Source organism: Streptomyces sp. IBSNAI002, assembly GCF_052244475.1.
Taxonomy (GTDB): Bacteria; Actinomycetota; Actinomycetes; order Streptomycetales; family Streptomycetaceae; genus Streptomyces.
On record NZ_JBQPXG010000002.1, the window covers coordinates 3,227,270 to 3,252,488 of the forward strand.

Annotated in this window: 22 protein-coding genes; 8 read left to right on the top strand and 14 right to left on the bottom strand. The window is 73.9% G+C overall.

Features of this window, described 5'->3' with window-relative positions:
- Positions 1–17: 17 nt before the first annotated feature.
- From ACTVZO_RS15590 to ACTVZO_RS15625, 8 genes are all read right to left on the bottom strand, one after another.
- The gene (locus ACTVZO_RS15590; protein WP_443298956.1) at positions 18–2,675 is read right to left on the bottom strand and encodes a hypothetical protein; all 2,658 of its coding nucleotides are present in this window, start codon (positions 2,673–2,675) and stop codon (positions 18–20) included.
- A gap of 50 nt (positions 2,676–2,725) precedes the next feature.
- Positions 2,726–4,453, bottom strand: a complete 1,728-nt coding sequence (pstS, locus tag ACTVZO_RS15595) for a phosphate ABC transporter substrate-binding protein PstS (protein WP_443298957.1) — start codon at positions 4,451–4,453, stop codon at positions 2,726–2,728.
- A 70-nt stretch (positions 4,454–4,523) separates the two neighbouring features.
- Positions 4,524–5,558 (bottom strand): phosphate ABC transporter permease PstA, encoded by a 1,035-nt coding sequence (gene pstA, locus ACTVZO_RS15600; protein ID WP_443298958.1) that lies wholly within the window; start codon positions 5,556–5,558, stop codon positions 4,524–4,526.
- Positions 5,465–5,995 carry a hypothetical protein gene (locus ACTVZO_RS15605; protein ID WP_443298959.1) on the bottom strand — a complete coding sequence of 177 codons (531 nt, stop codon included), beginning with the start codon at positions 5,993–5,995 and terminating at the stop codon, positions 5,465–5,467. Before ACTVZO_RS15605 ends, pstA begins: the two co-directional genes overlap by 94 nt.
- Positions 5,992–7,035 carry a phosphate ABC transporter permease subunit PstC gene (pstC, locus tag ACTVZO_RS15610; protein WP_443298960.1) on the bottom strand — a complete coding sequence of 348 codons (1,044 nt, stop codon included), beginning with the start codon at positions 7,033–7,035 and terminating at the stop codon, positions 5,992–5,994. The genes ACTVZO_RS15605 and pstC overlap by 4 nt, the downstream gene beginning before the upstream one ends.
- Entirely contained in the window at positions 7,032–7,445 is a 414-nt protein-coding gene (locus ACTVZO_RS15615) for a hypothetical protein (protein WP_443298961.1), read from the bottom strand. The genes pstC and ACTVZO_RS15615 overlap by 4 nt, the downstream gene beginning before the upstream one ends.
- A gap of 313 nt (positions 7,446–7,758) precedes the next feature.
- Positions 7,759–8,250, bottom strand: coding sequence for a phospholipase (locus ACTVZO_RS15620; RefSeq protein WP_443298962.1), 492 nt, complete (start codon positions 8,248–8,250; stop codon positions 7,759–7,761).
- Between the two features lie 113 nt (positions 8,251–8,363).
- A complete protein-coding gene (locus ACTVZO_RS15625) occupies positions 8,364–9,143 on the bottom strand; it encodes an alpha/beta fold hydrolase (RefSeq protein ID WP_443298963.1) in 780 nt (259 codons plus the stop codon).
- Between the two features lie 101 nt (positions 9,144–9,244).
- Between ACTVZO_RS15625 and ACTVZO_RS15630 the strand changes: the two genes are divergently transcribed.
- The 5 genes from ACTVZO_RS15630 to ACTVZO_RS15650 all read left to right on the top strand — a co-directional run bounded on the left by ACTVZO_RS15630 (position 9,245) and on the right by ACTVZO_RS15650 (position 14,384).
- Positions 9,245–9,943 carry a 4'-phosphopantetheinyl transferase family protein gene (locus tag ACTVZO_RS15630; RefSeq protein ID WP_443298964.1) on the top strand — a complete coding sequence of 233 codons (699 nt, stop codon included), beginning with the start codon at positions 9,245–9,247 and terminating at the stop codon, positions 9,941–9,943.
- A gap of 76 nt (positions 9,944–10,019) precedes the next feature.
- Positions 10,020–10,433, top strand: coding sequence for a GNAT family N-acetyltransferase (locus ACTVZO_RS15635; protein WP_443298965.1), 414 nt, complete (start codon positions 10,020–10,022; stop codon positions 10,431–10,433).
- 156 nt (positions 10,434–10,589) lie between these two features.
- Positions 10,590–11,777 carry a S8 family peptidase gene (locus tag ACTVZO_RS15640; RefSeq protein WP_443298966.1) on the top strand — a complete coding sequence of 396 codons (1,188 nt, stop codon included), beginning with the start codon at positions 10,590–10,592 and terminating at the stop codon, positions 11,775–11,777.
- Positions 11,778–11,975: 198 nt separating this feature from the next.
- On the top strand, positions 11,976–13,271 hold the full coding sequence (locus ACTVZO_RS15645; protein WP_443298967.1) for a hypothetical protein: 1,296 nt from the start codon (positions 11,976–11,978) through the stop codon (positions 13,269–13,271).
- Positions 13,272–13,355: 84 nt separating this feature from the next.
- On the top strand, positions 13,356–14,384 hold the full coding sequence (locus tag ACTVZO_RS15650) for a WxL protein peptidoglycan domain-containing protein (RefSeq protein WP_443298968.1): 1,029 nt from the start codon (positions 13,356–13,358) through the stop codon (positions 14,382–14,384).
- An 81-nt stretch (positions 14,385–14,465) separates the two neighbouring features.
- On the opposite strand, the gene ACTVZO_RS15655 is transcribed toward ACTVZO_RS15650, so the two are convergent.
- From ACTVZO_RS15655 to iolC, 4 genes are read right to left on the bottom strand one after another with little or no spacing between them, the layout of a single operon-like run.
- Positions 14,466–15,965 (bottom strand): CoA-acylating methylmalonate-semialdehyde dehydrogenase, encoded by a 1,500-nt coding sequence (locus tag ACTVZO_RS15655; protein WP_443298969.1) that lies wholly within the window; start codon positions 15,963–15,965, stop codon positions 14,466–14,468.
- A gap of 13 nt (positions 15,966–15,978) precedes the next feature.
- Positions 15,979–17,847, bottom strand: coding sequence for a 3D-(3,5/4)-trihydroxycyclohexane-1,2-dione acylhydrolase (decyclizing) (iolD, locus tag ACTVZO_RS15660; RefSeq protein ID WP_443298970.1), 1,869 nt, complete (start codon positions 17,845–17,847; stop codon positions 15,979–15,981).
- A complete protein-coding gene (iolB, locus tag ACTVZO_RS15665; protein WP_443298971.1) occupies positions 17,844–18,713 on the bottom strand; it encodes a 5-deoxy-glucuronate isomerase in 870 nt (289 codons plus the stop codon). Before iolB ends, iolD begins: the two co-directional genes overlap by 4 nt.
- Positions 18,714–18,720: 7 nt before the next feature.
- Positions 18,721–19,680, bottom strand: coding sequence for a 5-dehydro-2-deoxygluconokinase (iolC, locus tag ACTVZO_RS15670; protein ID WP_443298972.1), 960 nt, complete (start codon positions 19,678–19,680; stop codon positions 18,721–18,723).
- Between the two features lie 68 nt (positions 19,681–19,748).
- Here iolC and ACTVZO_RS15675 point away from each other — a divergent pair, with 68 nt between their 5' ends.
- From ACTVZO_RS15675 to ACTVZO_RS15685, 3 genes are all read left to right on the top strand, one after another.
- Entirely contained in the window at positions 19,749–20,663 is a 915-nt protein-coding gene (locus ACTVZO_RS15675; RefSeq protein WP_443298973.1) for a sugar phosphate isomerase/epimerase family protein, read from the top strand.
- Positions 20,664–20,683: 20 nt separating this feature from the next.
- Positions 20,684–21,697, top strand: coding sequence for a Gfo/Idh/MocA family protein (locus ACTVZO_RS15680; protein ID WP_443298974.1), 1,014 nt, complete (start codon positions 20,684–20,686; stop codon positions 21,695–21,697).
- 264 nt (positions 21,698–21,961) lie between these two features.
- Positions 21,962–22,162, top strand: coding sequence for a helix-turn-helix transcriptional regulator (locus ACTVZO_RS15685; protein ID WP_030297784.1), 201 nt, complete (start codon positions 21,962–21,964; stop codon positions 22,160–22,162).
- Positions 22,163–22,270: 108 nt separating this feature from the next.
- On the opposite strand, the gene ACTVZO_RS15690 is transcribed toward ACTVZO_RS15685, so the two are convergent.
- Positions 22,271–22,837 carry a DinB family protein gene (locus ACTVZO_RS15690; protein WP_443298975.1) on the bottom strand — a complete coding sequence of 189 codons (567 nt, stop codon included), beginning with the start codon at positions 22,835–22,837 and terminating at the stop codon, positions 22,271–22,273.
- 81 nt (positions 22,838–22,918) lie between these two features.
- Entirely contained in the window at positions 22,919–25,162 is a 2,244-nt protein-coding gene (locus ACTVZO_RS15695; RefSeq protein ID WP_443298976.1) for an MMPL family transporter, read from the bottom strand.
- Between the last annotated feature and the right edge of the window lie 57 nt (positions 25,163–25,219).

Sequence of the window (25,219 nt, forward strand, 5' to 3'; positions counted from 1 at the left end):
ACGGTCGTGGCCGGGCATCACCTCCCTTCGTCGCGTTGCGCGACGGCAGCGGCGCCGCCGCGCAGGGCGGCCAGGCGCCGCAGGAAGCGCGGCAGCAACCGCGGCAGCAGCGGGCCGGCGAAGGCCGCGAGCGCGCCCACGACCAGGCAGACCAGCAGGACGTGGCGGATCGCGCCGACCACCCAGCGCGGGGTCTCGCCCGTGCTCTGCGCGGCGGACGCCGGGGCGGGCGGCCGGGCCCCCGGTGCGGCGGGGGCCGCCGGGGCCGCACCGGCCGGAGCACCACCGGCCCCCGCTCCCGCCGCGGCACCGGAGGAGGAGCCGACGGCGGCCGCACCCTGGCCCGGGCCGGATCCCGCGCCGCCGGCCGCCCCGCCCGCGGTGCCCGGCGTACCGCCGGAGACGGAGGATCCGCTCGTGACGCCGCCCGCCGGCCCGCCCGGAGCCGGCTTCCCGGCCTCGGCGGTGACCCGGCGCGCGGCCTCGCGGGTCTGGGCGCGCAGGGCCTCGGGCAGCGGGGCGTAGCCGTGCGGCAGGGTTCCGGCGGCCACGCCCGGGGTCTGGCCGGGGCCGGCCGCGTAGGCCAGCAGGCTGCCGTAGTCCTTGCCCTCCGCCTCCGTGAGGTCGGCGGGCACGGTCGCGGCGTAGGTGAGCACGGTCAGCGGGTAGGCCGCCGGGTCCGCCGCCGCCGGGTCGGGCAGGGTCACCCCGTCCGGGCCGGGCGTGCGGGCGCCCGCCGCGGCGATCAGGGCGGCCGGCTCGGGAGCGACGAACTTCCCGGCGGCGTTGAGGAGTTCGGCGCGGACCAGGCCGTACCGGTCGGCGGTGGCCGTGTCGGTGACGGCGAGCACGGCGCGCGCCCCGGACGGCTGCGGCGGGTCCTTCTTGTACGCGGGCGGCGTGGCGGTCGCGTCCCAGGAGGTACGGGCCAGGGTGTCGCCCCGGCTCGCGGCGCGGGCGGCCGCGTGCATGTCGCTCGCGTACGGGTGCTTGTCCTGGATGCAGAGCGGGAAGGAGGGCCGGTCCTCGAACGGCTGGCAGTACGGGTCGCTCTTGGGGAAGCTGTCGAGGGGCAGCGCGAGGTCCTTGTAGTGCGGGTTGACCTGCATGCCCGCGTAGGCGCGGTCCCCGTACCCGCCCGCGTTGTCGGGCACCCCGCGCAGGAACTCGCGGGCGGCCGGGTCCTGCGCCACCCACTCCCACAGCTGGCGGGTGGTGTCGGCGAGCGGCTGCGGCACGAGGGCGTCGCCGAGCCGGCCGCCGAAGTCCAGGCCGGTGTAGTCCGGGTTGTGGCGGACGAACTCCGGGTCGCGGCCCAGGTTCACCGGGTTCCTCGCGGTGCTCTCGGCGAAGCGCGAGTTGCCGTCCTGGTACGACTCGGTCAGCAGCTTCGCGACCAGGCGCGGGGTCAGGCGCAGGGAGCCGAGCCGGATGCCGTTGCGGGCCTTGACCTCGTCGGGGGCGCCGAAACCGGCCTGGCTCTCGATGAAGAAGCCGATGGTGATGCCGGAGAGGGCGACGGGCGCGTAGAGGGGCTTGCGCGCCCCCTGAGCCCCCTGCGTCCCCTGCGCCCCCTGCGTCCCCTCGGCGGCGGGCCGGCCGACGAAGACCAGCCCGGGCGCGCCGGAGAGCAGCTTGACGCGGGCGGTCTCGTCGGGGACCTGGGCATAGCCGTAGATGGCCTTGCCGCCGGTCTGGCACAGGGCGGGCTGCCAGCGGGTGACGGCTTCGGCGGCCATCTCGCTGCCGAGCGTGCCGCGTTCCTCGGCTCCGATCGGGCAGTGGCTGCCGATCGGTTCGAAGCCGAGCGGCAGGACGAGCCGGTGCTTCCAGTTGGCCGGGCTGAGCGGGGAGGACTGGAGCTGTCCGCCGGACTGGCCGGTGTACGGGGTGCCGTCGACCTCGGCGGTGCCGCGCGGGACGACCACCAGCCAGCAGCCGCGGCCGACGGTGGCGCCCTGCGCGTCGCGGACGGCGGAGCCGCAGCCGAGGCCGGGGGCCTCGACGGCGGTCTGGGCCTCGAACCAGACCTCACCGGAGCCGCGGGCGTTGGTACGGGCGTACGGGACCTCGTTGGTGCTGTTGACGTCGAAGAACTCGTTCCAGTTGCCCGGGCTGACCGGGTCCCCGCCGGCCGTGCGGAAGGGGGCGTACGAGATCCCGCTGGGGGTGGGCGGCGGCAGCGGCTGGTTCTCGGCGTCCTTGAGGCGGTCGCCGTAGCTGAGCTGGCGGCTGTTGGTGTAGGCGCCGGCGGACTGGTTGCCGGCGCCCGCGCCGAGCGCCGAGGCGCCGCCGAACTGGCACTGGTCGGTGGTCGGCCCGGTCGGGGCGTCGCCCCAGCACTGCATGATCTGGAGGTAGTTCGCGTCGTAGGAGGTGTCCGAGACGGTCGGGGCGGCGCCGGTCCAGGAGACCTTGACGACCTGGCCCACGAGGTTGCGGGTCTGGCTGACGGTCACCTCGAGCCCGGCGTACGGGCCGGTGCCGGCGACCGTGGCCGGCGAGCCGTCGGCCGCCGCGCCCGTCGCGCCCGCCGCGCCCGTCGCGCCCGCCGCGCCCGTCGCGCCCGAGCCTGCCGCGTACGCCCGCTGCGCACCGGCGCCGAGGCCTCCGGCGGCGACCACGGGGAGCAGGACCAGGCACAGGGTGCCGAACAGCAGGCGGACCCTGCTCACCGCGGTCCGTCGGGACGGGGAGGTACCGCCACGTATGCCGTTGCCGCGCATCAGGAGCCGCCTCCCGCGCGGTGGGCCAGCCGCCGGGTCAGCAGCGGCGGGCCGACGGTCAGGGTGAGCAGGATGAGCGCGCCGAGCACCATCAGGACCGTCTGGAGGCTGCCGCCGATCCCGGACGCGGTGGTGACGGGGATGCCGAACAGGTCCCCCGGCCCGGCCGCCACGGGCAGGCCCGTCTCCGGGTCGACGGCCCCGTCCGCGCCGCCCGCGGCCGCGCCCTCCGCGCCCCCGGACGCCGCGCCTCCGGTTCCGCCGGTGGCCGCGGCCCCACCGGAGGCGGCCGCTCCGCCCGAGCCGGAGCCCGCGCCGCCGGTGGCCGCGCCACCGCCCGTACCGCTGCCTCCGCCGGAGCCGCCACCGCCCGAGGCGCCCGAGGCGCCGCCCGAACCGCCGGTCTGGGTCGGGGTCTTGTTGCCGCCGGTGCCGACCTCGCACTGGGTCGCGCCCTGCTTGTCGCAGTCGGCGGGCTGCGGGGCGGTGGTGGCGAGGAGGTTGGTGCCGTCGGCGGAGAAGGTGGGGTTCTTGCAGTTCTTCAGGTCGATGTCCTCGGCGACGACGCCGGGGATCCGGCGGACCTGTTCCAGACCGGCCCGCACCAGGTTGACGGGCAGCGGCGAGTAGCCGAGCCGGTCGACGGAGCGCTGGCCCTCACAGAGGAAGTAGTAGGCGAAGGCACCGAGCGCCTTGCCCTTCTGCGGGTTGAAGTTCGCTTCCTGCGCGGTCGGGACGATCATGTAGCTGTAGCTGGAGAGCGGGTAGTTGCGGCGGTCCGCGGCCTCGTTGTAGACCTGCGACAGGTCCTGGGTGAGGTTGGACCGGATGGCGGCCTTGGTGAGCGAGACGGCGACGTTCGGCGCGGTGGGCTCGGTGTAGTAGCCCGCCTTGTTGAGGATCTTCGCGACGGGGAAGCCGGTCGTGGCCACCGCGTAGGAGTACTCGACGTAGGTGATCGTGCCCTGGTTGCCGTCCTGGGCCACGTAGCCGGAGACGCCGTTGGAGCCGGACTGGCCGACGAAGCCGCGGCCCGCCACGACCGGGTAGTTGGAGGTCTGCCCGCAGGGGGTGGAACGGCCCGCCTTGGCGCAGTAGGCGTCCCACAGCCCCGCGTGCTGGTTGCTCATCCAGCTGGTCAGCTGGGCCGTGGTGCCCGAGCCGTCGGAGCGGACGACCGGGACGATCCGGCGGGCGGGGAGGGAGGCGGCGAGGGCCGGGTTGTCGGCCTTGATGGCCGGGTCGTTCCAGGTGGTGACCACGCCGGTGAAGATCTTGGCGACGACCTCGCCGGAGAGCCGCAGGTTGGTGACCCGGCGGTTGCCGATCTTGAGGTTGTACATGAAGGCCGTGCCGCCCGCGACGATGGGCATGTAGCTGAACTTCCGCGAAGGCGCCGGGTCCACGACCCCGGAGTCCTTGATCCCGTACGGGATCTCGGAGACGGCGAAGTCGACGGTGCCGTTGCGGAACTGGTTGCGGCCGTCGGACGATCCCGTGCCGCTGTAGTTGACGGTCATGCCGTACTGCTTGACGTTGGCGCGCCACTGGTCGAGGGCGTTCTGGCTCCAGGTGGAGCCGGCCCCGGAGACCGGTACGTAGCTCTCGGCCGCGGCGGGCACGGCGCCGGGCAGCGCGAGGGCCACGGCGGCCAGGAGCAGGGCGAGGGCGCGGACGAGGTAGCCCGAAGGAGCACGTCCGGGGCTGGCCGGGGGTCGTCCGGGCATCGGGACTCTCCTGATCGGTGACGTGTCGTACGAAGGGAGGTGCGGGCGGGACGCGCGGAGGACCCGGCGGCTACGCCCAGGGCGGAGGTTCGGGGCGCCCGTCCCCCGGCTGCGCGGCCGAAGCCGCACCCCCGGCATCCGGCCCGCCCCGCCCACCGAGCCCCGGCCCCTGAGCGGAGCCCGCCCCCCGGACCGCATCCGGCCCGCCGGCCGGATCCCGCCCGGCCGAACCCCGCCCGGCTGGGTCCCGCCCGGGCCGGTCCAGCCCGGCCGGGTCACGCTCGGCCAAGTGCCGTTCGGCCAAGTGCCGCCCGGCCAGGTCCCGTTCCCGCTCTTCGGCCCGGGCCGCCATCCGCTCCGCGTCCCGCGCCGAGGCGAGCACCCGGCGGTGCTGGGCGCCGCGGCTGAGCTGTCCGGGGGCCTTGCCCCCGAGGACGCGGGCCACCACGAAGAGCAGCAGCACCAGCGCCATCAGCAGGGCCGCGCAGCCGAAGCCGCGGGCGATCATGGTCTTGTCGGGGTAGCCGACGAGGTTGAAGGTGGCGAGCGGCAGCGACATCTGCGGGCCCTCGAACGGGTTGGCGTTCAGCCCGGCCGCGATGCCCGAGGTCAGCAGCACCGGCGAGGTCTCCCCGATGCCGCGGGCGGTGCCGAGGATCACCGCGGTGGTCAGCCCGGAGCGGGCGGTGGGCAGCACCACCGTCCACACCGTGCGCCACTGCCCGGCGCCCAGCGCGTAGGAGGCCTCCTTGAGCGAGCCCGGCACCAGCCGGATCACCACGTCGGAGGCCCGGATGACGATGGGCAGCATCATCACGGACAGCGCGAGGGCGGCGGCGAAGCCGGACTTGTCGTAGCCGAGGAGCAGGATCCAGGTGGCGTACACGAACAGGCCGGCCACGATCGACGGCAGCGCGGTCATGGCCTCGACGATCGTGCGGACGAACCGCGCGTAGCGGCCGGGGACTTCGTTCAGGAACACCGCACAGGCCAGTCCCAGCGGCACGGTGATCACCAGCGCGATGGTGATCTGCTCCAGGGTGCCGACGATGGCGTGCAGCGCCCCGCCCTCGGTGAGCGGGTCGAGCGGGCCGGCGCCCGACATGTCCTCGGTGAAGAAGTTGAGGTGGGCCAGCGCCTCCAGCCGCGAACGATGGCGTAGCCGACGACGAGGAGGAGCCCGGCCAGCAGCAGCCCGGCGATGCCGTGGGCGAAGCCCTGGGCGAGGCGGGCGCGTACGGTGGACCGGTTCTCGTCGAGGGAGACGAGGACCGCGTACAGGGCCATGAACGCGAAGTAGAGGACGACGGTGAAGCCCAGCGGTCCGTTGAAGGGCAGCACCCGGCCGAAGAGCAGCGTGGTCAGGGCGAGCGAGGCGGCCGCCGCGCCCACCAGGGCCAGCACGTCGCGGGTGTGCAGGGTGGACGTCTTGCGGCGGATCTCGGCGGGCGAGCCGGGCCCCTCCGCCGCGGGGGCCGGGCAGACGGTGCGCGGTTCGTCGCCCGCGGTGGCGGGGCCGGCCGGGTGCGTGGTGACGGTCATGCGTCGGCCCCCGCTCCGGAGCGGCTGCGCGCGACCACGGAGGACGCGATGAAGTTGACGACGAGGGTCATGAGGAAGAGCGCGAGACCGGCGGCCATCAGCGCGGACATGCCGAACGCGCTGGCCGATCCGTAGCGCAGGGCGATCAGGGCGGACACGGAGTTGGTACCGTTCTGGAGGACGTGCGGCTGTACGACGAAGACCGGGGAGATGATCAGGTAGACGGCGATGGTCTCGCCGAGCGCGCGGCCGAGCCCGAGCATCGTGCCGCCGATCATCCCGCCCTTGCCGAAGGGCAGGACGACGGAGCGGATGACCCCCCACTGCGTGCCGCCGAGGGCGAAGGCGCCCTCGCGTTCACCCGGCGGAGCCTGGGCGAACGACTCGCGCATCACCGAGCAGGCGATCGGTGTGACCATCAGCGAGACGACCAGTCCGGCGATGAAGGTGGACGAGGTGTAGAAGGTGTTCGAGCTGAGCGGGTCGCCCGGGTCGTCACCGTCGACCGCGAAGGGCGGGAACCACCCGAAGTAGGTGGTGAGCCATCGGGACAGTCCCACCACGTTCGGCTGGAACAGGAACAGTCCCCACAGGCCGTAGACCACGCTGGGCACCGCCGCCATCAGGTCGACGAGGCTGATCAGGGTCTGCCTGATGCGGCGCGGCGCGTACTCGGTGATGAAGAGGGCGGTGCCGGCGGCGAGCGGAACGGCGAACAGGATCGCGACGGCGCCGATGAGCACGGTGCCCGTGAGGACGGCCGCGATGCCGAAGTTGTGGGAGTCCGGCTCCCAGGCGGAGCGGGTGAGGAAGGCCGGGCCCGCGTCGCGCAGCGCCTCCAGGGCGCGGCCGCCGAGGAAGACCCCGACCAGGGTCATGATCAGGAGTACGACGGCGCCCGCGCCCCGGGCCGAGAGGCGGAAGACGCGGTCGGCCGGGTCTCCCGCCTTGGCGAGGGCCCGGGGCGCGTCGTCGGGCCCGGCCGGGCCGTCGGGGTCGGGTGCGCCGATGACGGTGGTGGTCGCGCTGCTGGTGGTCACAGCGGACCTCCCCCGCGTACCGCGAGCCCCGGTGCGCCGCCTGAACCGCCGGAGCCGCCGGCGCCGGGCAGGCGCAGGCCGCGCAGCCGCCGGGTGTAGGTGACCCCCGCGGCGACCTGTGCCTCGGCGGCGGCGGAGAGGAAGAGCTGGAGGCTGTGGCGGCACTCGCGCTGACGCCGGAAGGTGCGTACGGCCACGGCCACGCAGTCCTCGTCCAGGGTCAGCTGCCAGGTCCAGGCTCCGACACCGCTGCCGGCTCCGCCGCCGGGGGACATCACCACGAGTGCGGTGACCCGTCCGGCCTGCGAGCGCAGCCGTTCGACGGCGGCGCAGCAGGCGCCGAGGCTGTGGTGCACGTGCGGACTGCGGCCGAGCTCATGGTTGTTGGCGCCGACGAGACGCCAGGTCACGGCCTCGGAACCGCTTCCCGCACGGTCTTCCTCCAAGGCGCCCCCCGACGCCCGGCCGCGTGCGACATCCACCCACGAAACGAACAGAAAACGTGGCCGAGACACCGGGCCGCCCCCCTTCCCCACAACCGTGCGTGGCTGGAATCAGCCACCCACCCATGGCTGCGGGCATGACAATCCACGGGGCGTAGGGCTGTGCAGCACACGGATCGGTGAAGCAGAAACGGAGAACGTGTGAACGCGAGGAGGAGGCGCGCGGGGGGCGCTCCTCCCGGCCGGACCCGTGCGCCCCCTTGGCATGCGGCGCACTCGGCTAGCCGATCTCCACGACCCTGACGGCCTGGTAGTACAGCCACGCGGTGCTGTCGCAGGAGCCCCGGCGGGCGCCCGAGTACGCGGTGCAGACCCTCTTCAGGTCCGCGTGGAAGGCCTCGTCGAGGCGGGATTTGGCGGCTGGAAACAGCCCTGCCGCCCGGTGGTTGCGGTAGCCGAAGTCGTGGCGTGCGCAGGCCAGGCGGAACGGGAAGCCGAAGGGGTTGTCCGGGGAGCCGGTGCAGTAGTCCGTCGACCAGTCGAATCCGTACGCGGTCCAGGCCGCCTGGTTCTCGCGCGCGGCGGCCCATGCCCGGTAGGCGGCCGCGTCGGCCTGCGTCCAACGGCTCAGCACCTGCGGCTTGTCGGCGGGGACCCCGGGGGCCGCGGGGGCCGCCGAGGCGGCGGTCGCGACGGCGAGCACGGCGGCCGCGGCCGCGGCGAGAGCGGCGACGGTACGGCGGACGGTACGGCGGGCGGTACGGCGGCGCATGGCGTTCCTCGGGGCCGGGGGCGGACGGGCTGGTCGCCCCCGGCCAACTCCCCCGGGTGCCGCATGGTTACTGCGTCACCGCGTCACCGCGTCACCGGACGGCCGGTCTGCCGTCACCCGGGTTCATCCGCGTCCAGGGCCGTCGCGACGGCCCGGGCGAAGCCCTCCGGGTTGTCCAGCATGATGTTGTGCCCGCAGTCGGGTACCGGCACCACGCGGACCCCGGCCGCCTCCAGGGCCTCGGCGCCCGGGAGCGGACCATCCGCCTCCGGCAACAGGAAGGTGCGCGGAACCTTCACTTCCAGCAGCAGCTCGCGCATCGTGGGCCTCGTCCCCGCGGCCAGGTGCACGGCGCTGCGGTACAGGGCGGTCCGGCCGGCCAGCCGCATGGTCGCCCACCAGTGCGCGCCGGCCCGGTCGCGCACCTGCGCCCAGCCGCCCGCCAGGAACTCCTCCTCGCCGTAGGCGGCGATCCCGCTGCTCCCGGCCGAACCGGGCGCGGGCGGCAGCGGATCCAGATTGGCGTCGACCAGCACCAGCCGCGAGACCAGGTCCGGGTGCCGGCCGGCGAGCACGATGGCGACGGATCCGCCCATGCTGTGCGCGATCAGCTCGGCGCCCCGCACCCCGGCGGCGGCGAGGGCCGCCGCCAGCGCGTCGGCATGCGCCTCGCGGGTGTAGGGGAACCCCTCGGGCCGGTCGCTGTACCCGTGGCCCAGCAGGTCGACCAGCAGCGAACGGCGGCCCGCCAGCAGCGGATGGGCGGCGCTCGCCGTGAAGTAGCCGGGCGAACTGGCCCCGAGCCCGTGCACGTACACCCGGGCCGGCTCCTCCCCCGGCAGCTCCACCCACCGGATCCGGTCACCCTCCGCCGTGACGGCAGCGCTCCGCACGATCCATCCCCCCTGTACTCCCAGGTCACTTCCCGGCCATGGTCGGGGACGAGGATAGCCAGCGCCGGGCCGCCGCATCCGGTTCGTCTACCCTCGGTCGGGTGATCGACCACGTGAACGAGCTCACCGACGACGCACCGCGGACCGGCACTCCCCCCGAGGGCGTGGCCGTGGCCGTGTGGTCCCTGGACACCCTGCGGGACTCGGTCGCCGGGCACCCGGTCGCCGCGGCCGGGGAGGTCCTGGACGCGGCCGAACAGGAGCGCGCCGCACGGCTCAAGCGACCCGCCGACCGGCAGCGCTACCTCGCCTCGCACCTGGGCCTGCGCGTCCTGCTCGGCGGCTACCTGGGGCTGGCGCCGCACGAAGTCACGCTGGTCCGCGAGACCTGCCCGTGCTGCGGCGGCCCGCACGGCCGGCCCGCCGTGGCCGGCGGCCCGGTGCACTTCTCCCTCTCGCACAGCGGCGACGTGGCCTACCTGGCCTTCTCCGGAGTGCCGGTCGGCATCGACGTGGAGGAGACGCCGAGTGCGGAGGCGCTGGCCGACGTGCTGCCGCTGCTGCACCCGGCCGAGATCGCCGAGCTGAACGCCCTGCCGGAGGCGGACCGGCCGGACGGGCTGGCCCGCGTCTGGTGCCGCAAGGAGGCCTGCCTCAAGGCCCAGGGCACCGGACTCGCCCTCGGCCTGGTCGACCCGTACGTCGGCTCCGCCGCCACCCCGGCCCCCGTACCGGGCTGGACCCTGCGCGACCTCCCGGCTCCCGCGGCCTACGCGGCGGCCCTGGCCGTCCGGGCCTGACCGGCGGCCGTGCCGCGCCGCACGCCGCAGCGAAATCCTGCTCTCCACCGGCCGTGCCCCCAGTAGCGTGACCGCCATGGACATCCGCCGGGCCCGTACCCCCGCCGAGCTCACCGCCGCCGAATCCCTCTTCGACGGGCCCGCCCGTGAGGAGTGGTCCGAGCGCTTCCTGGCCGCGCCGGGCCATCTGCTGCTCATCGCCTACGTGGACGGCGTACCCGCCGGGATGGTCTCCGGCGTCGAGATGACCCATCCCGACAAGGGCACCGAGATGTGCCTGTACGAGCTCTCCGTGGACGAGGGGTACCGCCGCCGCGGAATCGGCCGCGCCCTGACCCTCGCGCTCGCCGACGAGGCCAAGGCCCGCGGCTGCTACGGCATGTGGGTGGGCGTCGACACGGACAACGAGCCGGCCCTCGCCACCTACACGTCCGCCGGGGCCCGCGACGAGGGCGTCTTCACGATGCGCGGCTGGCCCTTCACGCCGTAGCCCCGCCCCGCGGGCCGCCCCCGCCCGCCGCCCCGCTCCTCGCGCCGCCCGTCGCCCCGCCCGTCGCCCCGCCCGTCGCCCCCGCGGCGGCGTGTCGTGCGTCCAGTCGGCGCACCCTCCGCGCGCCCCTGCCGCCCGTCGCCGAGCATCGGCCACATGACCGCATTCGCCGCCCTCCTCCCGGCCGCCGCCCTCCTCGCGACGGCCGGCACGGCCACCGCCCTGCCGCCGCCGCACTCCGACGCCACCGCTGCCGAAACCGCCCCGTACGTCGTCGTCCTGAAGGGCACTGCGACGGACACCGGCGCCCGGGTTCCCGCCCGCGCCCTGGCCCTGGCCGTCGAGGCGGCCGACGCCGGCGACGAGGTCTCGGACGTCTACGACACCGTGCTGGACGGTTTCGCCGTCCGCACCACCGCCGCCCGCGCCGCCGCCCTGGCCGCCGACCCCCGGGTCGCCTCGGTGGAACCGGACGCCGAGTTCCGCACCGCCGACACCCAGCCCGCGGCGCCCTGGCCGCTGGACCGGATCGACCAGCGCGAGCTGCCGCTCGACGGCTCGTACACGTACCCCACCAGGGCCGAAGGCGTCACCGTCTACGTCATCGACACCGGGATCAACACCCGCCACCAGGAGTTCGGCGGCCGCGCCCGGGCCGGCTACAACGGGCTGTTCCTCCAGGGCTCCGGCGACTGCAACGGCCACGGCACGCACGTCGCGGCGACCGTGGGCGGGGAGACGTACGGGGTCGCGAAGGGCGTCTCCCTCGTCTCGGTGAAGGTGGCCGACTGCCGCGGCTCCGGGCGGCTTTCGGCGATGGTCGGCGGCATCGAGTGGATGGTGAAGCACGCCGCCAGGTCCCCCGCCACCCCGGCGGTCGCCAACCTGAGCATGGGCGGCACCCGCAGCTACGCCCTCGACGGGGCGGTCGCCCGGGCCGTCGACTCCGGGGTCACCTTCGTCGTGGCCGCCGGCAACGACGGCAAGGACGCCTGCGCGGGATCCCCGGCCTCCGTACCGCAGGCCGTCACGGTCGGCGCGACCGACGCCGAGGACCGGCGCGCGCCGTTCTCCAACCACGGCCGCTGCGTGGACCTCTCGGCTCCCGGCGTGTCCGTCGTCTCGGCTTGGAAGGGCTCCGCCACCGCCACCGCCCGCTCCTCCGGCACGTCGATGGCCGCCCCGCACGTGGCCGGGGTCGCGGCGCTGATCCGCGCCGACGGCACGGACAAGACCCCGCAGGAGGTGGCCGCGGCGCTGACGCACAGCGCGGTCCCCGACCGCATCACCGGACTCCCCGCGGGCACCCCCAACCTCCTGCTGCACACGCCGACCGCGCGCTGAGGCGCCCACCGACCAGTCGGTATCCGATGTGCCATCAGACCTGCTCTGATGGCACATCAATTTCTGTGTGCTTCGGGCGAAAACAAGTCATTGACTTCTCATCACGGCGACGCGTCAATGTCGGCCACCGCACCGGCTCGGCCTCCCCGCACAGCGGGTGGGGGGAGGGGTTCGTCATGACGAAGGAGTCGCGACCCAGTGAGTACGCATACGCTCAGACGAAGAGTGCTGGCCGGGGCCGGGGCACTGTCCCTGGCCCTGACGGGCGGTGTGGTCGGCCTGGCCGGCTCCGCGCAGGCCGCGACGAAGACCACTCCGGTCTACGTGAAGTGCGACGCCCCGGCTCCGCAGCCGGACGCCGAGGGCCTCCAGGACTTCACCATCACGCTCCCCGACGGCGCCAAGGCGGGCGACACCGTACCGATCTCGATCGACCCCGGTCTGACGCCCGTCATTCCGATGTTCACCATCGAGACGGTCAACACCACCAAGGCCAAGCTGCTCGTCGACGGCGTGCCCCAGACCGTCACCAGCCCGCCCACACCGAGCCAGCAGACGGCGGGCCAGAAGGCCGACCCGCCGAAGTTCGACGGAACCGTCAAGATCCCCGACGGCACCGAGGGCCGCACCATCCAGATCACCATCGACCAGGTGATCACGGACGCCGACATCGGCGGCACCGTCTACACCACGACCTGTACGCCGGACCCGCGCCCCAGCGGCTCCGTCGGATCGGTCGCCGTCGAGGCCCTGCCCAAGGACCCGGTCACCACCAAGCTGACGCCCAACAGCGGCAAGGCGGGCCAGAAGGTCGCCGTCACCGGCGCCAACTTCGCCCCCGGTGCGGTCACCTGCTCCGCGCTCCTCGCGGGCGCCCCGACCGGTGACACCGGCCAGGGCACGGCGGCCGCGGGCGGCGCCGCCACCTGTGAGGTCACGGTCACCAAGAAGGCCGACCAGATCAGGATCGACGGCTCGGTCACCCCGTACAAGGACTTCGTCTTCCTCGAGGACCAGCCCGGTGTGAAGAACCCGGTCGACGTCGAGGTGCTGCCCGGTCCGCTGGCCATCGGCCCGCAGAGCGGCAACCCGGCCGTCAGCTTCGGCAAGGTGACCATCAACGGCAAGCCCCAGTCGGTCGTCGGCCAGTTCACCGCGATGTCCGTCCAGGACTTCCGCGGCGGCAGCCTCGGCTGGGACGTCACGGCCACCCGTACGCCGTTCCTGAACGAGACCACCGGCCACTCCATGGCGAAGGCGCAGATCGGCATCCAGCCCACCTGCACCGTCACCAACGCGGACAGCCCGAGCACCTGCACCGCCGGTGCGCCCGGGGCGATCTCCGCGACCCCGATGAAGGTGGCCTCGCAGGCCGCCGGCGGGGAGGAGCTGACGGGTGGCGAGTTCGCCGTCGGCGGCGCGGGGATGATCCAGCTCCCGCCGTTCATGTTCGCCGACACCTACCAGTCGGTGGTCACCTTCTCCATCGCCTGACCCGGTCCGACCGGTCCCAGGGTGGTGCGGCGCTCCGGCGCCGCACCACCTTCCCCCTTTCCGCGCCGACTGGAGACCCCGCCCATGCGCACCCGCACCTCTCTGTACGGTCTGCTCGCCGGCCTGCTGCTGCTGGGCACGGGCCTGCTCCCGGCCACCACCGCGACGGCGGCGGACAACGGCACCTGGGGGGTCTTCCCGACGCCCGCCGCCGGTGCGGCGATGACCGACCGCGCCTACTTCTTCCACCAGGGCGCGGCCGGCACCACCGTCCAGGACAGCGCGACGATCCTGAACTCCTCGGACAAGGACCTGACGTTCCAGGTGTTCGCCACCGACGCCGTGAACACTCCGGTGGGCGGCGCCTTCGCCCTGCTGCCGGTGGAGACCAAGCCCGCGGACGTCGGCGCGTGGATCGCGCTCGCGCCGGAGGCGGCGGGCACGGTGACCGTCCCGGCCAAGGGCCGCAAGGACATCCCGTTCACGGTGAAGGTCCCGGCGGACGCGACGCCCGGCGACCACGTGGGCGGCATCGTGGCCCTGAACACGGCCGTGGAGGGCGTGCAGCAGGAGGGCAAGGTGAAGGTCGGGGTGAAGCGCTCGGTGGGCGCCCGGCTGTACTTCCGGGTTCCGGGGCCGGTGACGCCCGGCCTGAGCGTGGAGGACGTACGGGTCAGCCGCTCGGCTCCCCTGCTGCCCTGGGTCAAGGACGCCCGCGCCACGGTCTCGTACGCCCTGGTGAACCGGGGCAACGTGGTCGTCGAGCCGAAGGTGGAACTGTCGGCGGAGGGCCTGTTCGGGCGCGGGGTGTTCAACCGCCCGTCCCGCGAACTGAAGCTGACCCTGCTGCCCGGCCAGCGCGTCGAACTGACCGAACCGTGGCCGGACGCCCCCCAGCTGGACTGGGTGACCCTCACCGTGACGGCCGGCGCCACGGCCCACCCGGACCTCACCTCGCGCTCCACGGCGGACTTCATCGCCGTCCCGTGGCCCGCGGCGGGCGCGGCCCTGGTCCTGACGGGCACGGCCATCGCCTTCTGGGTCCTGCGCCGCCGCCGAACCGCCCCCGAGCCCCACCCGGAACCCACCCCGGACCTGACCCACACCCACTGACCGCCGCGGGACGGCGGAAACCCCCGGCCGGTGAGGGTGGGCCGGGGGTTCGCGTCTTCGGGTGGCGGTGGCTCCGTGGTGTCAGTGGTTGCGGGGGAAGCCCAGGTCCACGCCTGCCGGGGCGTCCGAGGGGTCCGGCCAGCGGGTCGTGACGACCTTGCCCCGGGTGTAGAAGTGGATGCCGTCGTTGCCGTAGATGTGGTGGTCGCCGAAGAGCGAGTCCTTCCAGCCACCGAAGGAGTGGTATCCGACCGGCACCGGGATCGGGACGTTGACGCCGACCATGCCCGCCTGGATCTCCAGCTGGAAGCGGCGGGCCGCGCCGCCGTCGCGGGTGAAGATCGCGGTGCCGTTGCCGAACGGCGAGGCGTTGATGAGGGCCACGCCCTCCTCGTAGGTCTCCGCGCGCAGCACGCACAGCACCGGGCCGAAGATCTCGTCGCGGTAGGCGTCGGAGTCGGTCTTCACGTTGTCGAGCAGGGACAGGCCGATCCAGTGGCCGTTCTCGTTGCCCTCGACGGTGTAGCCGGTGCCGTCCAGGACCACGTCGGCGCCCTGGGCGGCGGCGCCCTTGACGTACGAGGCGACCTTGTCGCGGTGGGCGGCCGTGATCAGCGGGCCCATCTCGGAGGCCGGGTCGTTGCCGGGGCCGATCTTGATCTTCTCGGCGCGCTCGCGGATCTTGTCGACGAGGGTGTCGGCGATGGATCCGACGGCCACGACGGCGGAGATCGCCATGCAGCGCTCGCCGGCCGAGCCGTAGGCCGCGGAGACCGCCGCGTCGGCGGCCGCGTCCAGGTCGGCGTCGGGGAGCACCAGCATGTGGTTCTTGGCGCCGCCCAGCGCCTGGACGCGCTTGCCGTTGGCGGAGGCGGTGGTGTGGATGTGGCGGGCGATCGGGGTCGAGCCCACGAAGGAGACGGCCGCGATGTCGGGGTGGGCCAGCAGGGCGTCGACCGCGGCCTTGTCACCGTGGACCACGTTGAGCACGCCCGCGGGCAGACCGGCCTCGGTCATCAGCTCGGCGAGCTTGACGGACGCGGAGGGGTCCTTCTCGCTGGGCTTGAGGATGAAGGTGTTTCCGCAGGCCACGGCCAGCGGGAACATCCACATCGGGACCATCGCCGGGAAGTTGAACGGGGTGATGCCCGCGACCACGCCCAGCGGCTGGCGGATGGAGGAGACGTCGACGCGGTTGGAGACCGAGGTCGACAGCTCGCCCTTGAGCTGCGTGGTGATCCCGCAGGCCAGCTCGACGATCTCCAGGCCGCGGGCGACCTCGCCCAGCGCGTCCGAGTGCACCTTGCCGTGCTCGGCGGTGATCAGCTCGGCGATGGCGTCGCGGTTGGCGTCCAGCAGGGCGCGGTAGGCGAACAGCACCTTGGTACGGGCGGCCAGCGAGGACTGGCCCCAGGTCAGGAAGGCCTCCTTGGCGACCCGTACCGCGGCGTCGACCTCCTCGGCCGAGGCGAGCGCGACCTGCGTGGTGACCTCGCCGGTGGCCGGGTCGGTGACCGGGCCGTAGTTGCCCGACGCGCCCTCGACGGTCTTGCCACCGATCCAGTGGTTGACGGTCTTCATTTGCCTTGCTCCTTCACAGATGGCGACGTCGCTGCGCGGCTTGCCGGTCGTACTCTTCACGGGCTCCGGCCGCCGCCTTGCGGGTCGCGGTCTCGGCCACAGGAACATCCCACCACGCCTGTGCGGGGGGTGGGCCCGACACAGTGTCGGGCGTTCGGGTCTGTGTGTAGACACATGTGGGACGGGTCGCCGAGCGGGCCTCGGCGAGGGCTTCGCGCAGGTCACGTACGGTCCGGGCGCGGATCACGGCCATCCCTAGGGAGGCCGCGTTGGCCGCGAGGTCCACCGGAAGGGGCTCGCCCGTGTACGTGCTGTCGGGCCCCCGGAAGCGGTAGGCCGTGCCGAAGCCCTCGCCGCCCACCGCCCCCGACAGGCCGCCGATGGAGGCGTAGCCGTGGTTGTCGAGGACGACCATCCTGACCGGGACGCCCTCCTGCACCGCCGTGACGATCTCGGTCGGGTTCATCAGGTACGTGCCGTCGCCGACCAGCGCCCAGACCGGACGGCCGGGCGCGGCGAGCGCGACGCCGATCGCGGCCGGGATCTCGTAGCCCATGCAGGAGTAGCCGTACTCCACGTGGTACTGGTCGGCCGAGCGGGCCCGCCACAGCTTGTGCAGGTCGCCGGGGAGCGAGCCGGCGGCGTTGATCAGGATGTCGGTGTCGTCGACGAGGGCGTCGAGCAGCCCGAGGACCTGGGCCTGGGTGGGCGGGAGGTCCTCGTCGGGGGTGGCGAAGGCCAGGTCGACGCGGGCCTCCCAGCCGGCCTTGCGCCGTCCGTACGCCGTCTCGTAGGCGGGGTCCACCCGGTGGCCGTCGAGCGCTGCCCGGAGCTCGTCGAGCCCCTCGCGGGCGTCGGCGACCAGGGGCAGGGCGGCCAGTTTGTGAGCGTCGTACGGGTCGAGGTTCAGGCCAATAAACCGGATGGTTGGGTTCCGGAAGAGGGTCGCGGAGGCGGTGGTGAAGTCGGTCAGCCGGGTCCCGGCGGCGATGACGAGGTCGGCCTCCCGGGCCAGTCCGTCGGCGGTCGCCGTCCCGGTGTGCCCGATCCCGCCGACCTCGGCCGGGTGGTCGTACGGGAGCACGCCCTTGCCCGCCTGGGTGGTGGCCACCGGAATACCGGTGGCCGCCGCGAACTCCGCCAGGGCCGCCTGGGCCTCGCTGTGCCGGATCCCGCCCCCGGCGACGATCAGGGGGCGTTCGGCCCGGCGCACGGCCAGGGCCGCCGCGGCCAGCTCGGCGCGGTCGGGCCGGGGCCGGCGCACGCCCCACACCCGCTCCGCAAAGAACTCCTCGGGCCACTCGTACGCCTCCGCCTGCACGTCCTGCGGCAGCGCGAGGGTGACGGCCCCGGTCTGTACGGGGTCGGTGAGCACGCGCATCGCCTGGAGGGCGGCCGGGATCAGGGCCTCGGGGCGGGTGATCCGGTCGAAGAAGCGGGAGACGGGCCGCAGGGCGTCGTTGACGGAGAGGTCCCCCGCGTACGGGACCTCCAGCTGCTGGAGCACGGGGTCGGCGGGCCGGGTGGCGAAGGTGTCGCCGGGCAGCAGGAGCACCGGGATCCGGTTGATCGTGGCGAGGGCGGCGCCGGTGACGAGGTTGGTGGCGCCGGGCCCGATGGAGGTGGTCACGGCGTGTGCGGAGAGCCGCCCGCTCTGCCGGGCGTAGCCGACGGCGGCGTGCACCATGGCCTGCTCGTTGCGGCCCTGGAGGAAGGGCATGGAGCGGGGGCCGGTCTCCAGGAGGGCCTGGCCGATGCCCGCCACGTTCCCGTGCCCGAAGATCCCCCAGGTGGCCGCGATGAGCCGGTGGCGGCGGCCGTCGCGTTCGGTGTACTGGCGGGCGAGGAAGGCGACGAGCGCCTGGGCGACGGTGAGTCTCATCGGGGTGCCTCCGTCTGCGGGGCCGTCTGCGGGACCGTCTGCGGGGCCTGGGGGTAGGGCAGCCGGGGGTCGATGCCCTGACCCGGCCAGGTGGCGCGGATCCAGCCGTGGTCGGGGTGGTCGCGGATCAGCCACTCACGGGTCGCGCCCGGACCGGCCATCACGTTGAGGTAGTACATGTCGTGCCCCGGGGCGGCGATCGAGGGCCCGTGCCAGCCGTCCGGGATCAGCACGGCGTCCCCGGTCCGCACCTCGGCGAGGACGTCGGTCTTCCCGGCCGGGGAGGGCGAGACGCGCTGGTAGCCGAAGCCGGGGGTGTCCCCGTGCGGGGCGATCTCGAAGTAGTAGATCTCCTCGAGCCGGGACTCCTCGCCGGGGTGGTGCTCGTCGTGCTTGTGCGGCGGGTACGAGGACCAGTTGCCGCCGGGGGTGAGCACCTCGACCGCGATGAGCCGGTCGCACGGGAACCCTGCCGGGCCGGCGGCGGCGAAGTTGTTGACCTGGCGGGAGCACCGGCCCGCGCCGCGGAGCTCGACGGGCACCGCGGCGGCGGGGCCGTAGCGGGCCGGCAGCCGTTGCCCGCACCGTGCCCCTGCGAGGGCGAAGCGCCCGCCGGCCGTCGAGGTGACCTCGACGTGGCTGTCGCGCGGCACGTACGCGAAGTCGGTGGTCCCCTGGAACACCCCGGCCCGCCCGTGCAGTTCGAACACCTGCGCCGCGGGGTCGGGGGCTCCGCCGCCGGAGCCCCGGCAGGTCACCGTGGCCGCGCCCGCGAGGGGCAGGACGATCCACTCCGCCTCACCGCACGCGTGCGCGTACGCCTCGCCCGGTTCCAGCTCGAGGACGACCAGCCTCGTCCATTCCATCCCCCACTCAGCGACCACCGGCACGGCCCAGCACCTCCTCGACCTCGTCGGAGACCGGCATCGCGGCGGCGCACGCCAGCCGCGAAGCCACGATCGCCCCGGCCGCGTTCGCGTACCGCATGACCGCCGCCAGGTCCCACCCGGCGAGCAGCCCGTGGCAGAGAGCGCCCCCGAACGCGTCCCCGGCCCCCAGGCCGTTCACCACCCGGACGGGAACCGGCGGAACCTCCGCCACCGTCCCGTCGCGGTGGACGGCCAGCACACCCTCCGGGCCCCGTTTGACCACCGCCAGTTCCACTCCGGCGGCGAGCAGCGCCCGCGCCGCCGCGTACGGCTCCGACTCGCCGGTGGCGATCTCGCACTCCTCGGCGTTGCCGACGGCCACCGTCGCCAGGGCCAGCGCCCGCTCGTAGTGCGTGCCGGGCTTCTCGCGCCACAGCGTCGGCCGCCAGTCCAGGTCGAAGACGGTGGTCCCGGACTTCGCGCGGGCCTCCAGCGCGGCCAGCGTGGCCGTACGGCTCGGCTCCTCGCTCAGGCCGGTGCCCGTCATCCAGAACACCCGGGCCTCGCGGACGGCCTCCAGGTCCAGTTCTTCCGCCGCGATCTCCAGATCGGGGGCCTTGGGCAGCCGGTAGAAGTACAGCGGGAAGTGGTCGGGAGGGAAGATCTCGCAGAAGGTGACCGGGGTGGGGCGGCCGGCGACCTCGGTCACCCACCGTCCGTCCACCCCGAACCCCCGCAGTTCGGACCGCAGGTACGTGCCGAACGGATCCGCACCGGTACGGCTGATGAGGGCCGTGCGCCGGCCCAGCCGGGCGGCCGCGACCGCCACGTTCGCGGGGGAGCCGCCCAGGAACTTGCCGAAGGTGTCCGCCTCCGCCAGTGGTACGCCCGTCGTCAACGGGTAGAGATCCACCCCGATGCGCCCCATCGTGATCAGGTCGAACACGAACCCTTCGCCGCTCACAGTCAGTCCTCCCGCTGGTCCCACCGTCTTCCCCGTCCCTTCGAGCCTCGCACCCTAAGGTGGCCGCTATGACGTCCTCCCCGCCCGCGTTGACCCGTATCCGCGTCGGTTCGGCTCCGGACTCCTGGGGTGTCTGGTTTCCCGACGACCCCGCGCAGACCCCCTGGGAGCGTTTCCTCGACGAGGTCGCCGACGCCGGGTACGCATGGATCGAGCTCGGCCCCTACGGCTACCTGCCCACCGATCCCGCGCGACTCGCCGAGGAAACGGCCAAGCGCGGTCTGCGGGTCTCGGCCGGCACCGTCTTCACCGGACTCCATCACGGGCCCGCCGTGTGGGAGGACACCTGGGAGCACGTGTCGCGGATCGCGGCGCTCACCCAGGCCATGGGGGCCGCGCATCTCGTGGTCATCCCCTCCTTCTGGCGCGACGACAAGACCGGCGAGGTGCTGGAGGACCGGGTCCTGACCGCCGCGCAGTGGCGCGAACTGGCCTCGCAGACCGAGCGGCTGGGCCGGGAGGTGCGCGACCGGTACGGGCTGCGGATCGTGGTCCATCCCCATGCCGACACGCACATCGACACCCCCGGGAACGTGGCCCGGTTCCTGGACGCCACCGACCCCGGCCTCGTCTCGCTCTGCCTGGACACGGGTCATTACGCGTACTGCGGCGGCGACAGCGTCCAGGCCATCGAGACCTTCTCCGAGCGGATCGGCTACCTGCACCTGAAGCAGGTGGATCCGCGGATCCTGGCCGAAGTGGTCGCGGAGCAGCTGCCGTTCGGTCCGGCCGTGGGGCGCGGGGTGATGTGCGAACCGCCGGCGGGGGTGCCGGCGCTGGAGCCGGTGCTGGCGGCCGCCCAGCGGCTCGGTGTGGACCTGTTCGCCATCGTGGAGCAGGACATGTACCCGTGCGAGCCCGACCGTCCGCTGCCGATCGCCCGGCGCACCCGCTCCTACCTGCGCTCCTGCGGCGCCCGCTGAACTCCCGGGAGGAACACGACATGAGCAGCACCCTCGGCATCGCCGTCATCGGCACGGGGAAGATGGGCAGCGACCACGTCCGCCGGATCGGGCGGACCGTCGGCGGGGCCCGGGTGGTGGCGGTGGCCGACCCGGACGGGGACCGGGTCAAGGAGGTCGCGGGCGCCCTGGAGGGCGCCGGCGCGCACACCGACCCGGCGGCGGCGATAGCCGCGCCCGGGGTGGACGCCGTACTGATCGCCTCCCCCGGGCCCGCGCACGAGGAGGCGATCGGGCTGGCCCTGGAGCGGGGGCTGCCCGTGCTGTGCGAGAAGCCGCTGACCCCCGATCCGGCGGGTGCGCTGCGCATCATGGAGGCCGAGCAGCGGCTGGGCCGGCGCCTGGTCCAGGTGGGTTTCATGCGGCGGTACGACGCCGAGTACGAACGCCTGAAGGAGCTGCTGGACGCGGGCGGGATCGGACGCCCGCTCTTCCTGCACTGCCGGCACCGCAACGCCTCCTCCCCGTCGTTCTTCACCAGCGACATGCTGATCAGCGATTCCGTGGTGCACGAGGTGGACGCGGCCCGCTGGCTGCTGGGGCAGGAGATCACGGCGGTCTCCGTGCTCTCCCCCGCCCCTTCCTCGGCGGCCCCCGAAGGGCTGCGCGATCCCCGGCTGGTGCTGTTGGAGACCTCGGGCGGGGTGGTGGTGGACGTGGAGATCTTCGTCAACTGCGGCTTCGGCTACCAGGTGCAGTGCGAGGCGGTCGGGGAGTCCGGCAGTGCCCGGATCGGTGACGGGCACGCGATGGTGGTGCAGTCGGCCGGCCGCTGGGGCGGCGAGATCGACCAGGACTTCACGGTGCGCTTCGCCGACGCCTACGACCGGCAGCTGCGGCGCTGGGTGGCCGCGGCCGCGCGGGGCGGGGTGGCCGGGCCGGACGCGTGGGACGGCTACGCGGCCGCCGCCGTCTCGGAGGCGGGCATCACGGCCGCGCGCAGCGGCGTACGGACCCCGGTGGCCCTGGTGGACCGCCCCGCGCTCTACCGCTGAGCGCCGGCTTCCGCGCCGCTCAGGCCGACCCCCGCCCTCGCCGGGCCACTTGTGCACCCCTGTGCCGCATCTGTCACAGGGGTCGCCCTTGTGTCACGCATATCCGCATTACGCGGGTTTTCCGTCACAGGCGGTCGACAGCCCCTCCCCCGGCCTCACCTCGCGTCGTTCCCCGGGCACAAGCCGAGTGATCGTCAGTGTCCACGCGCCGGCTCCCCCGACGGCCTCCCGGCCGGCCCCGCGGCGTGGACAAGGAGGTGCGTCATGAGCGACCGACAGCTGTGGTCTTATAAGGAGATCGCCGCCCACATCCGGGTCCAGCCCGACACGGTGCGCTCCTACCGGAAGCACGGCCTGCTTCCCGCGCCCGACCACGTGGAGGGCGGCAAGCCCTACTGGTACGCCGATACGATCCGCACCTGGGTGGCCCGACGCCCCGGCAACCGGGGGCGCCGCGAGGACTGACCGGCAGCGGCTGCCGGACGGGGCCGCCGACGCCGGCCCCGTCCCGCCGTCCCCCCGCCCCCGCGACGGCCACCGCCAGGGCCACCGCTGCCGGCGCTGCTTCCGGCGCTACTGCCCGATCCGGCCGTCGACGCACTCGCGCAGCAGGTCCGCGTGGCCGCAGTGGCGGGCGTACTCCTCGACCCGGTGCACCATCAGCTCGCGCAGGGAGAGGTTGTCCCGGTCCAGGCGCTCGCCGAGGTCCTGGTAACCGGCCAGCGTCGCGTCCGTCGCGGCCTGTTCGCGCGCCAGGTCGGCGTACGCGGCGTCGACCGCCGCCTGGTCGGCCACGGCCCCGTCGAAGTCGCCGCCTTCCCCGTACAGCTTCGGCAGCGGCTCGGCCCCGGAGATCCAGTTGTGCCAGTCCCGCTCCACCTCGGCGAGGTGCCGCAGGAGGCCCAGCAGCGACATCGTCGACGGCGGGACCGACCGCCGGGCCAACTGCTCCGGGTCCAGACCCTCGCACTTCATCCGCAGGGTCAGCCGGTAGTCCGCCAGGAACTCCGTCAGCGTCGCGCGCTCCCCGTCCGGCCCGGCTCCTTCCCGGTTGCGGGGGTCGTCGGCCGGGTCTGCCCACATGTCCGGATAGACGGTCGCCCGGCTCCACCGCGTGGTTTCGTCACTCATGCGGCCCATGATCGTCAGTGCGGCACCCGAACGCCATTCGTTTACGGGGCCTGCCTTTACGGGACCTGCGGCGTCGGCCCCCGCCCCCGTCTAGGCCTTCCCAGCAGGCACCTTCTCCGGCTCCGGATCCGGCTCCGGCTCGACCGCCGGCGGCAGGGACTCCCCTTCGCTCAGTCCGATCCTCCCGTGCAGCCTGCGCAGCGGGCCCGGCGCCCACCAGGTGGCCTTCCCGGTCAGCTTCATGACCGCCGGGACCAGGAGGCTGCGCACGACCATCGCGTCCATCAGCACCGCCAGCGCGATCCCGAGCCCCAGCATCTTGGTGTTGGTGACCCGCGAGGTGCCGATGGCCACCATCACCACCGCCAGGATCACGGCGGCCGCGGTGATCAGCCCGCCGGTGCGGGCCAGTCCGCTGCGCACGGCCCCCTCGTGGTCCCCGGTCCGGTCGTACTCCTCCTTGATCCGGGATATGAGGAACACCCCGTAGTCCATGGACAGTCCGAAGGCGATGCAGAACATCAGCACCGGCAGGGTGGTCTCGATGTCGCCGGTGGAGGTGAAGGCGAGCAGTCCGGAGAGGTTGCCCTCCTGGAAGACCCACACCACCGCCCCGAACATCGCGGTCAGGCTCAGGGCGTTGAGCAGGACCGCCTGGACCGGTATGAGCAGGCTGCCGGTGAGCAGGAACACCAGGAGCAGCGTGGCGAGCACCACCAGGGCCAGCGCCGCGGGCAGTTTCCCGGCTATCGCCTGCTGGGCGTCGACGAGCACCGCGGCCTGTCCGGTCACGGAGGTCGGGAAGTCCGCTTCCGCCTTCCGTACCTCGCCGACCAGGTCCTGGGCCTGCTGCCCCACTGCCTCTCCCTCGGCGGTGACCGAGAAGTAGGCGTACCGCGAGGGCTCCGCGGAGCTCACCGGCCCGTCGACCCGGACCACCCCGGGCAGGGCGGCCAGCCGGTCCCGGTAGGCGGCGAGCTCGGCGTCCCCGGCCGCGTCCTCGGTGAGGACGGTGATCGATCCGCCGGGGCTGCCGGGGAAGGAGTCGCGGATCTGCTGCTGGACCACATGCGACTGCGCGGACTTCGGCAGCTGCCGGTCATCCACGGTGCCGAACTTCACGCCGAGGAAGGGCAGTCCGAGGAGCAGCAGCCCTGCCGTGGTGGCCACCGCGAACACCGGGGCCCGGCGCATCACCAGCCCGGCCGTCCGCGCCCAGCCCCGCCCCGGTTCCGCCGGGGCCGCGGCAGGGCGCCCGCGCCGCCACAGCCGCCGCAGGTCCAGGGAGTTGACCCGCTCGCCGAGCAGCACGAGGGCCGCCGGCAGCAGGATCAGCGCGGCCGCCGCGGCGAGCAGGACCACCGCCACCCCGGCGTAGGCGAAGGAGCGCAGGAAGTACATCGGGAAGAACAGCATGGCCGAGAGCGAGACGGCGACGGTCAGCGCCGAGAAGAGCACGGTGCGCCCGGCGGTGCGCAGCGTGGCCCCGACGGCGGCCACCGGGTCCCGCCCTGCGGCGAGTTCCTCGCGGAACCTGCGGACGATGAACAGGGCGTAGTCGATGGCGAGCCCGAGTCCGAGCGCGGTGGTCAGGTTCTGGGCGAATACGGAGACCTCGGTGAACTCGGTGAGGCCGCGCAGCACCGCGTTGGTGCCGAGGATGGCCACGATGCCCACGCCGAGGGGGAGCAGGGCGGCGACGGCGCTGCCGAAGACGAGGATGAGCAGGACGAGGGTGACCGGCAGGGCGATCATCTCGGCGCGCAGCAGGTCCTCCTGGATGGTGGCGGTCACCTCGCGCTGGACCGCGGCCGGGCCGCCGAGGGAGACGCGCACGGGCCCGTGCTCGCCCCGGAAGCGCGGAGCGATCCGGTCCAGCACCCGGGTGGCGGCCTTCTCGTCTCCCTGGACCCGGGCGGAGACGAGGGCCTGCCGGCCGTCCTCGGAGCGCAGGGCGGGCAGCTGCGTGCGCCAGTACGAGCCGACGCCGACGACCCCCCGTTCGGCGGCGAGCCGCGCCGTGAGCCGCTCGGCCTCGGCCACGACGGCGGGATCGTCCACCCCGGTGGTCCCGGGGCCGGCGTCGACGAGCAGGAGCAGATTGGGCTGGGAGGCCGGGAACTCGCGCTCCAGCGCCCTGGCGGCGTAGGTGGACCGGGCGCCCGGGTCCTCCCAGCCGCCGCTTCCCATCCGTTCGGCGGCGCCGCCGCCCGCGAACACGGCCAGTGCCGTGACCAGCAGGGCGAGCAGCAGCGAGAGCCGCGGCCGGGCCGTGACGAACCGGGTCCACCTGCCGCCCTCCCCGGACGACGGCGGATTCTTGACTTCGGACATGACTCGGTGTCCCCTTCACCGTGATTGCCAGGCCGAATAGACTGGCAAACACGAGCA

Coding starts and splice junctions, on each gene's coding strand:
- pstS (WP_443298957.1), bottom strand. CDS start 4,453: ATGCCCGGACGACCCCCGGCCAGCCCCGGACGTGCTCCTTCGGGCTAC.
- iolB (WP_443298971.1), bottom strand. CDS start 18,713: ATGGAATGGACGAGGCTGGTCGTCCTCGAGCTGGAACCGGGCGAGGCG.
- ACTVZO_RS15605 (WP_443298959.1), bottom strand. CDS start 5,995: ATGACCGTCACCACGCACCCGGCCGGCCCCGCCACCGCGGGCGACGAA.
- ACTVZO_RS15695 (WP_443298976.1), bottom strand. CDS start 25,162: ATGTCCGAAGTCAAGAATCCGCCGTCGTCCGGGGAGGGCGGCAGGTGG.
- ACTVZO_RS15680 (WP_443298974.1), top strand. CDS start 20,684: ATGAGCAGCACCCTCGGCATCGCCGTCATCGGCACGGGGAAGATGGGC.
- ACTVZO_RS15675 (WP_443298973.1), top strand. CDS start 19,749: ATGACGTCCTCCCCGCCCGCGTTGACCCGTATCCGCGTCGGTTCGGCT.
- ACTVZO_RS15620 (WP_443298962.1), bottom strand. CDS start 8,250: ATGCGCCGCCGTACCGCCCGCCGTACCGTCCGCCGTACCGTCGCCGCT.
- ACTVZO_RS15690 (WP_443298975.1), bottom strand. CDS start 22,837: ATGGGCCGCATGAGTGACGAAACCACGCGGTGGAGCCGGGCGACCGTC.
- ACTVZO_RS15655 (WP_443298969.1), bottom strand. CDS start 15,965: ATGAAGACCGTCAACCACTGGATCGGTGGCAAGACCGTCGAGGGCGCG.
- ACTVZO_RS15650 (WP_443298968.1), top strand. CDS start 13,356: ATGCGCACCCGCACCTCTCTGTACGGTCTGCTCGCCGGCCTGCTGCTG.
- iolD (WP_443298970.1), bottom strand. CDS start 17,847: ATGAGACTCACCGTCGCCCAGGCGCTCGTCGCCTTCCTCGCCCGCCAG.
- ACTVZO_RS15635 (WP_443298965.1), top strand. CDS start 10,020: ATGGACATCCGCCGGGCCCGTACCCCCGCCGAGCTCACCGCCGCCGAA.
- pstA (WP_443298958.1), bottom strand. CDS start 5,558: ATGTCGGGCGCCGGCCCGCTCGACCCGCTCACCGAGGGCGGGGCGCTG.
- ACTVZO_RS15685 (WP_030297784.1), top strand. CDS start 21,962: ATGAGCGACCGACAGCTGTGGTCTTATAAGGAGATCGCCGCCCACATC.
- ACTVZO_RS15640 (WP_443298966.1), top strand. CDS start 10,590: ATGACCGCATTCGCCGCCCTCCTCCCGGCCGCCGCCCTCCTCGCGACG.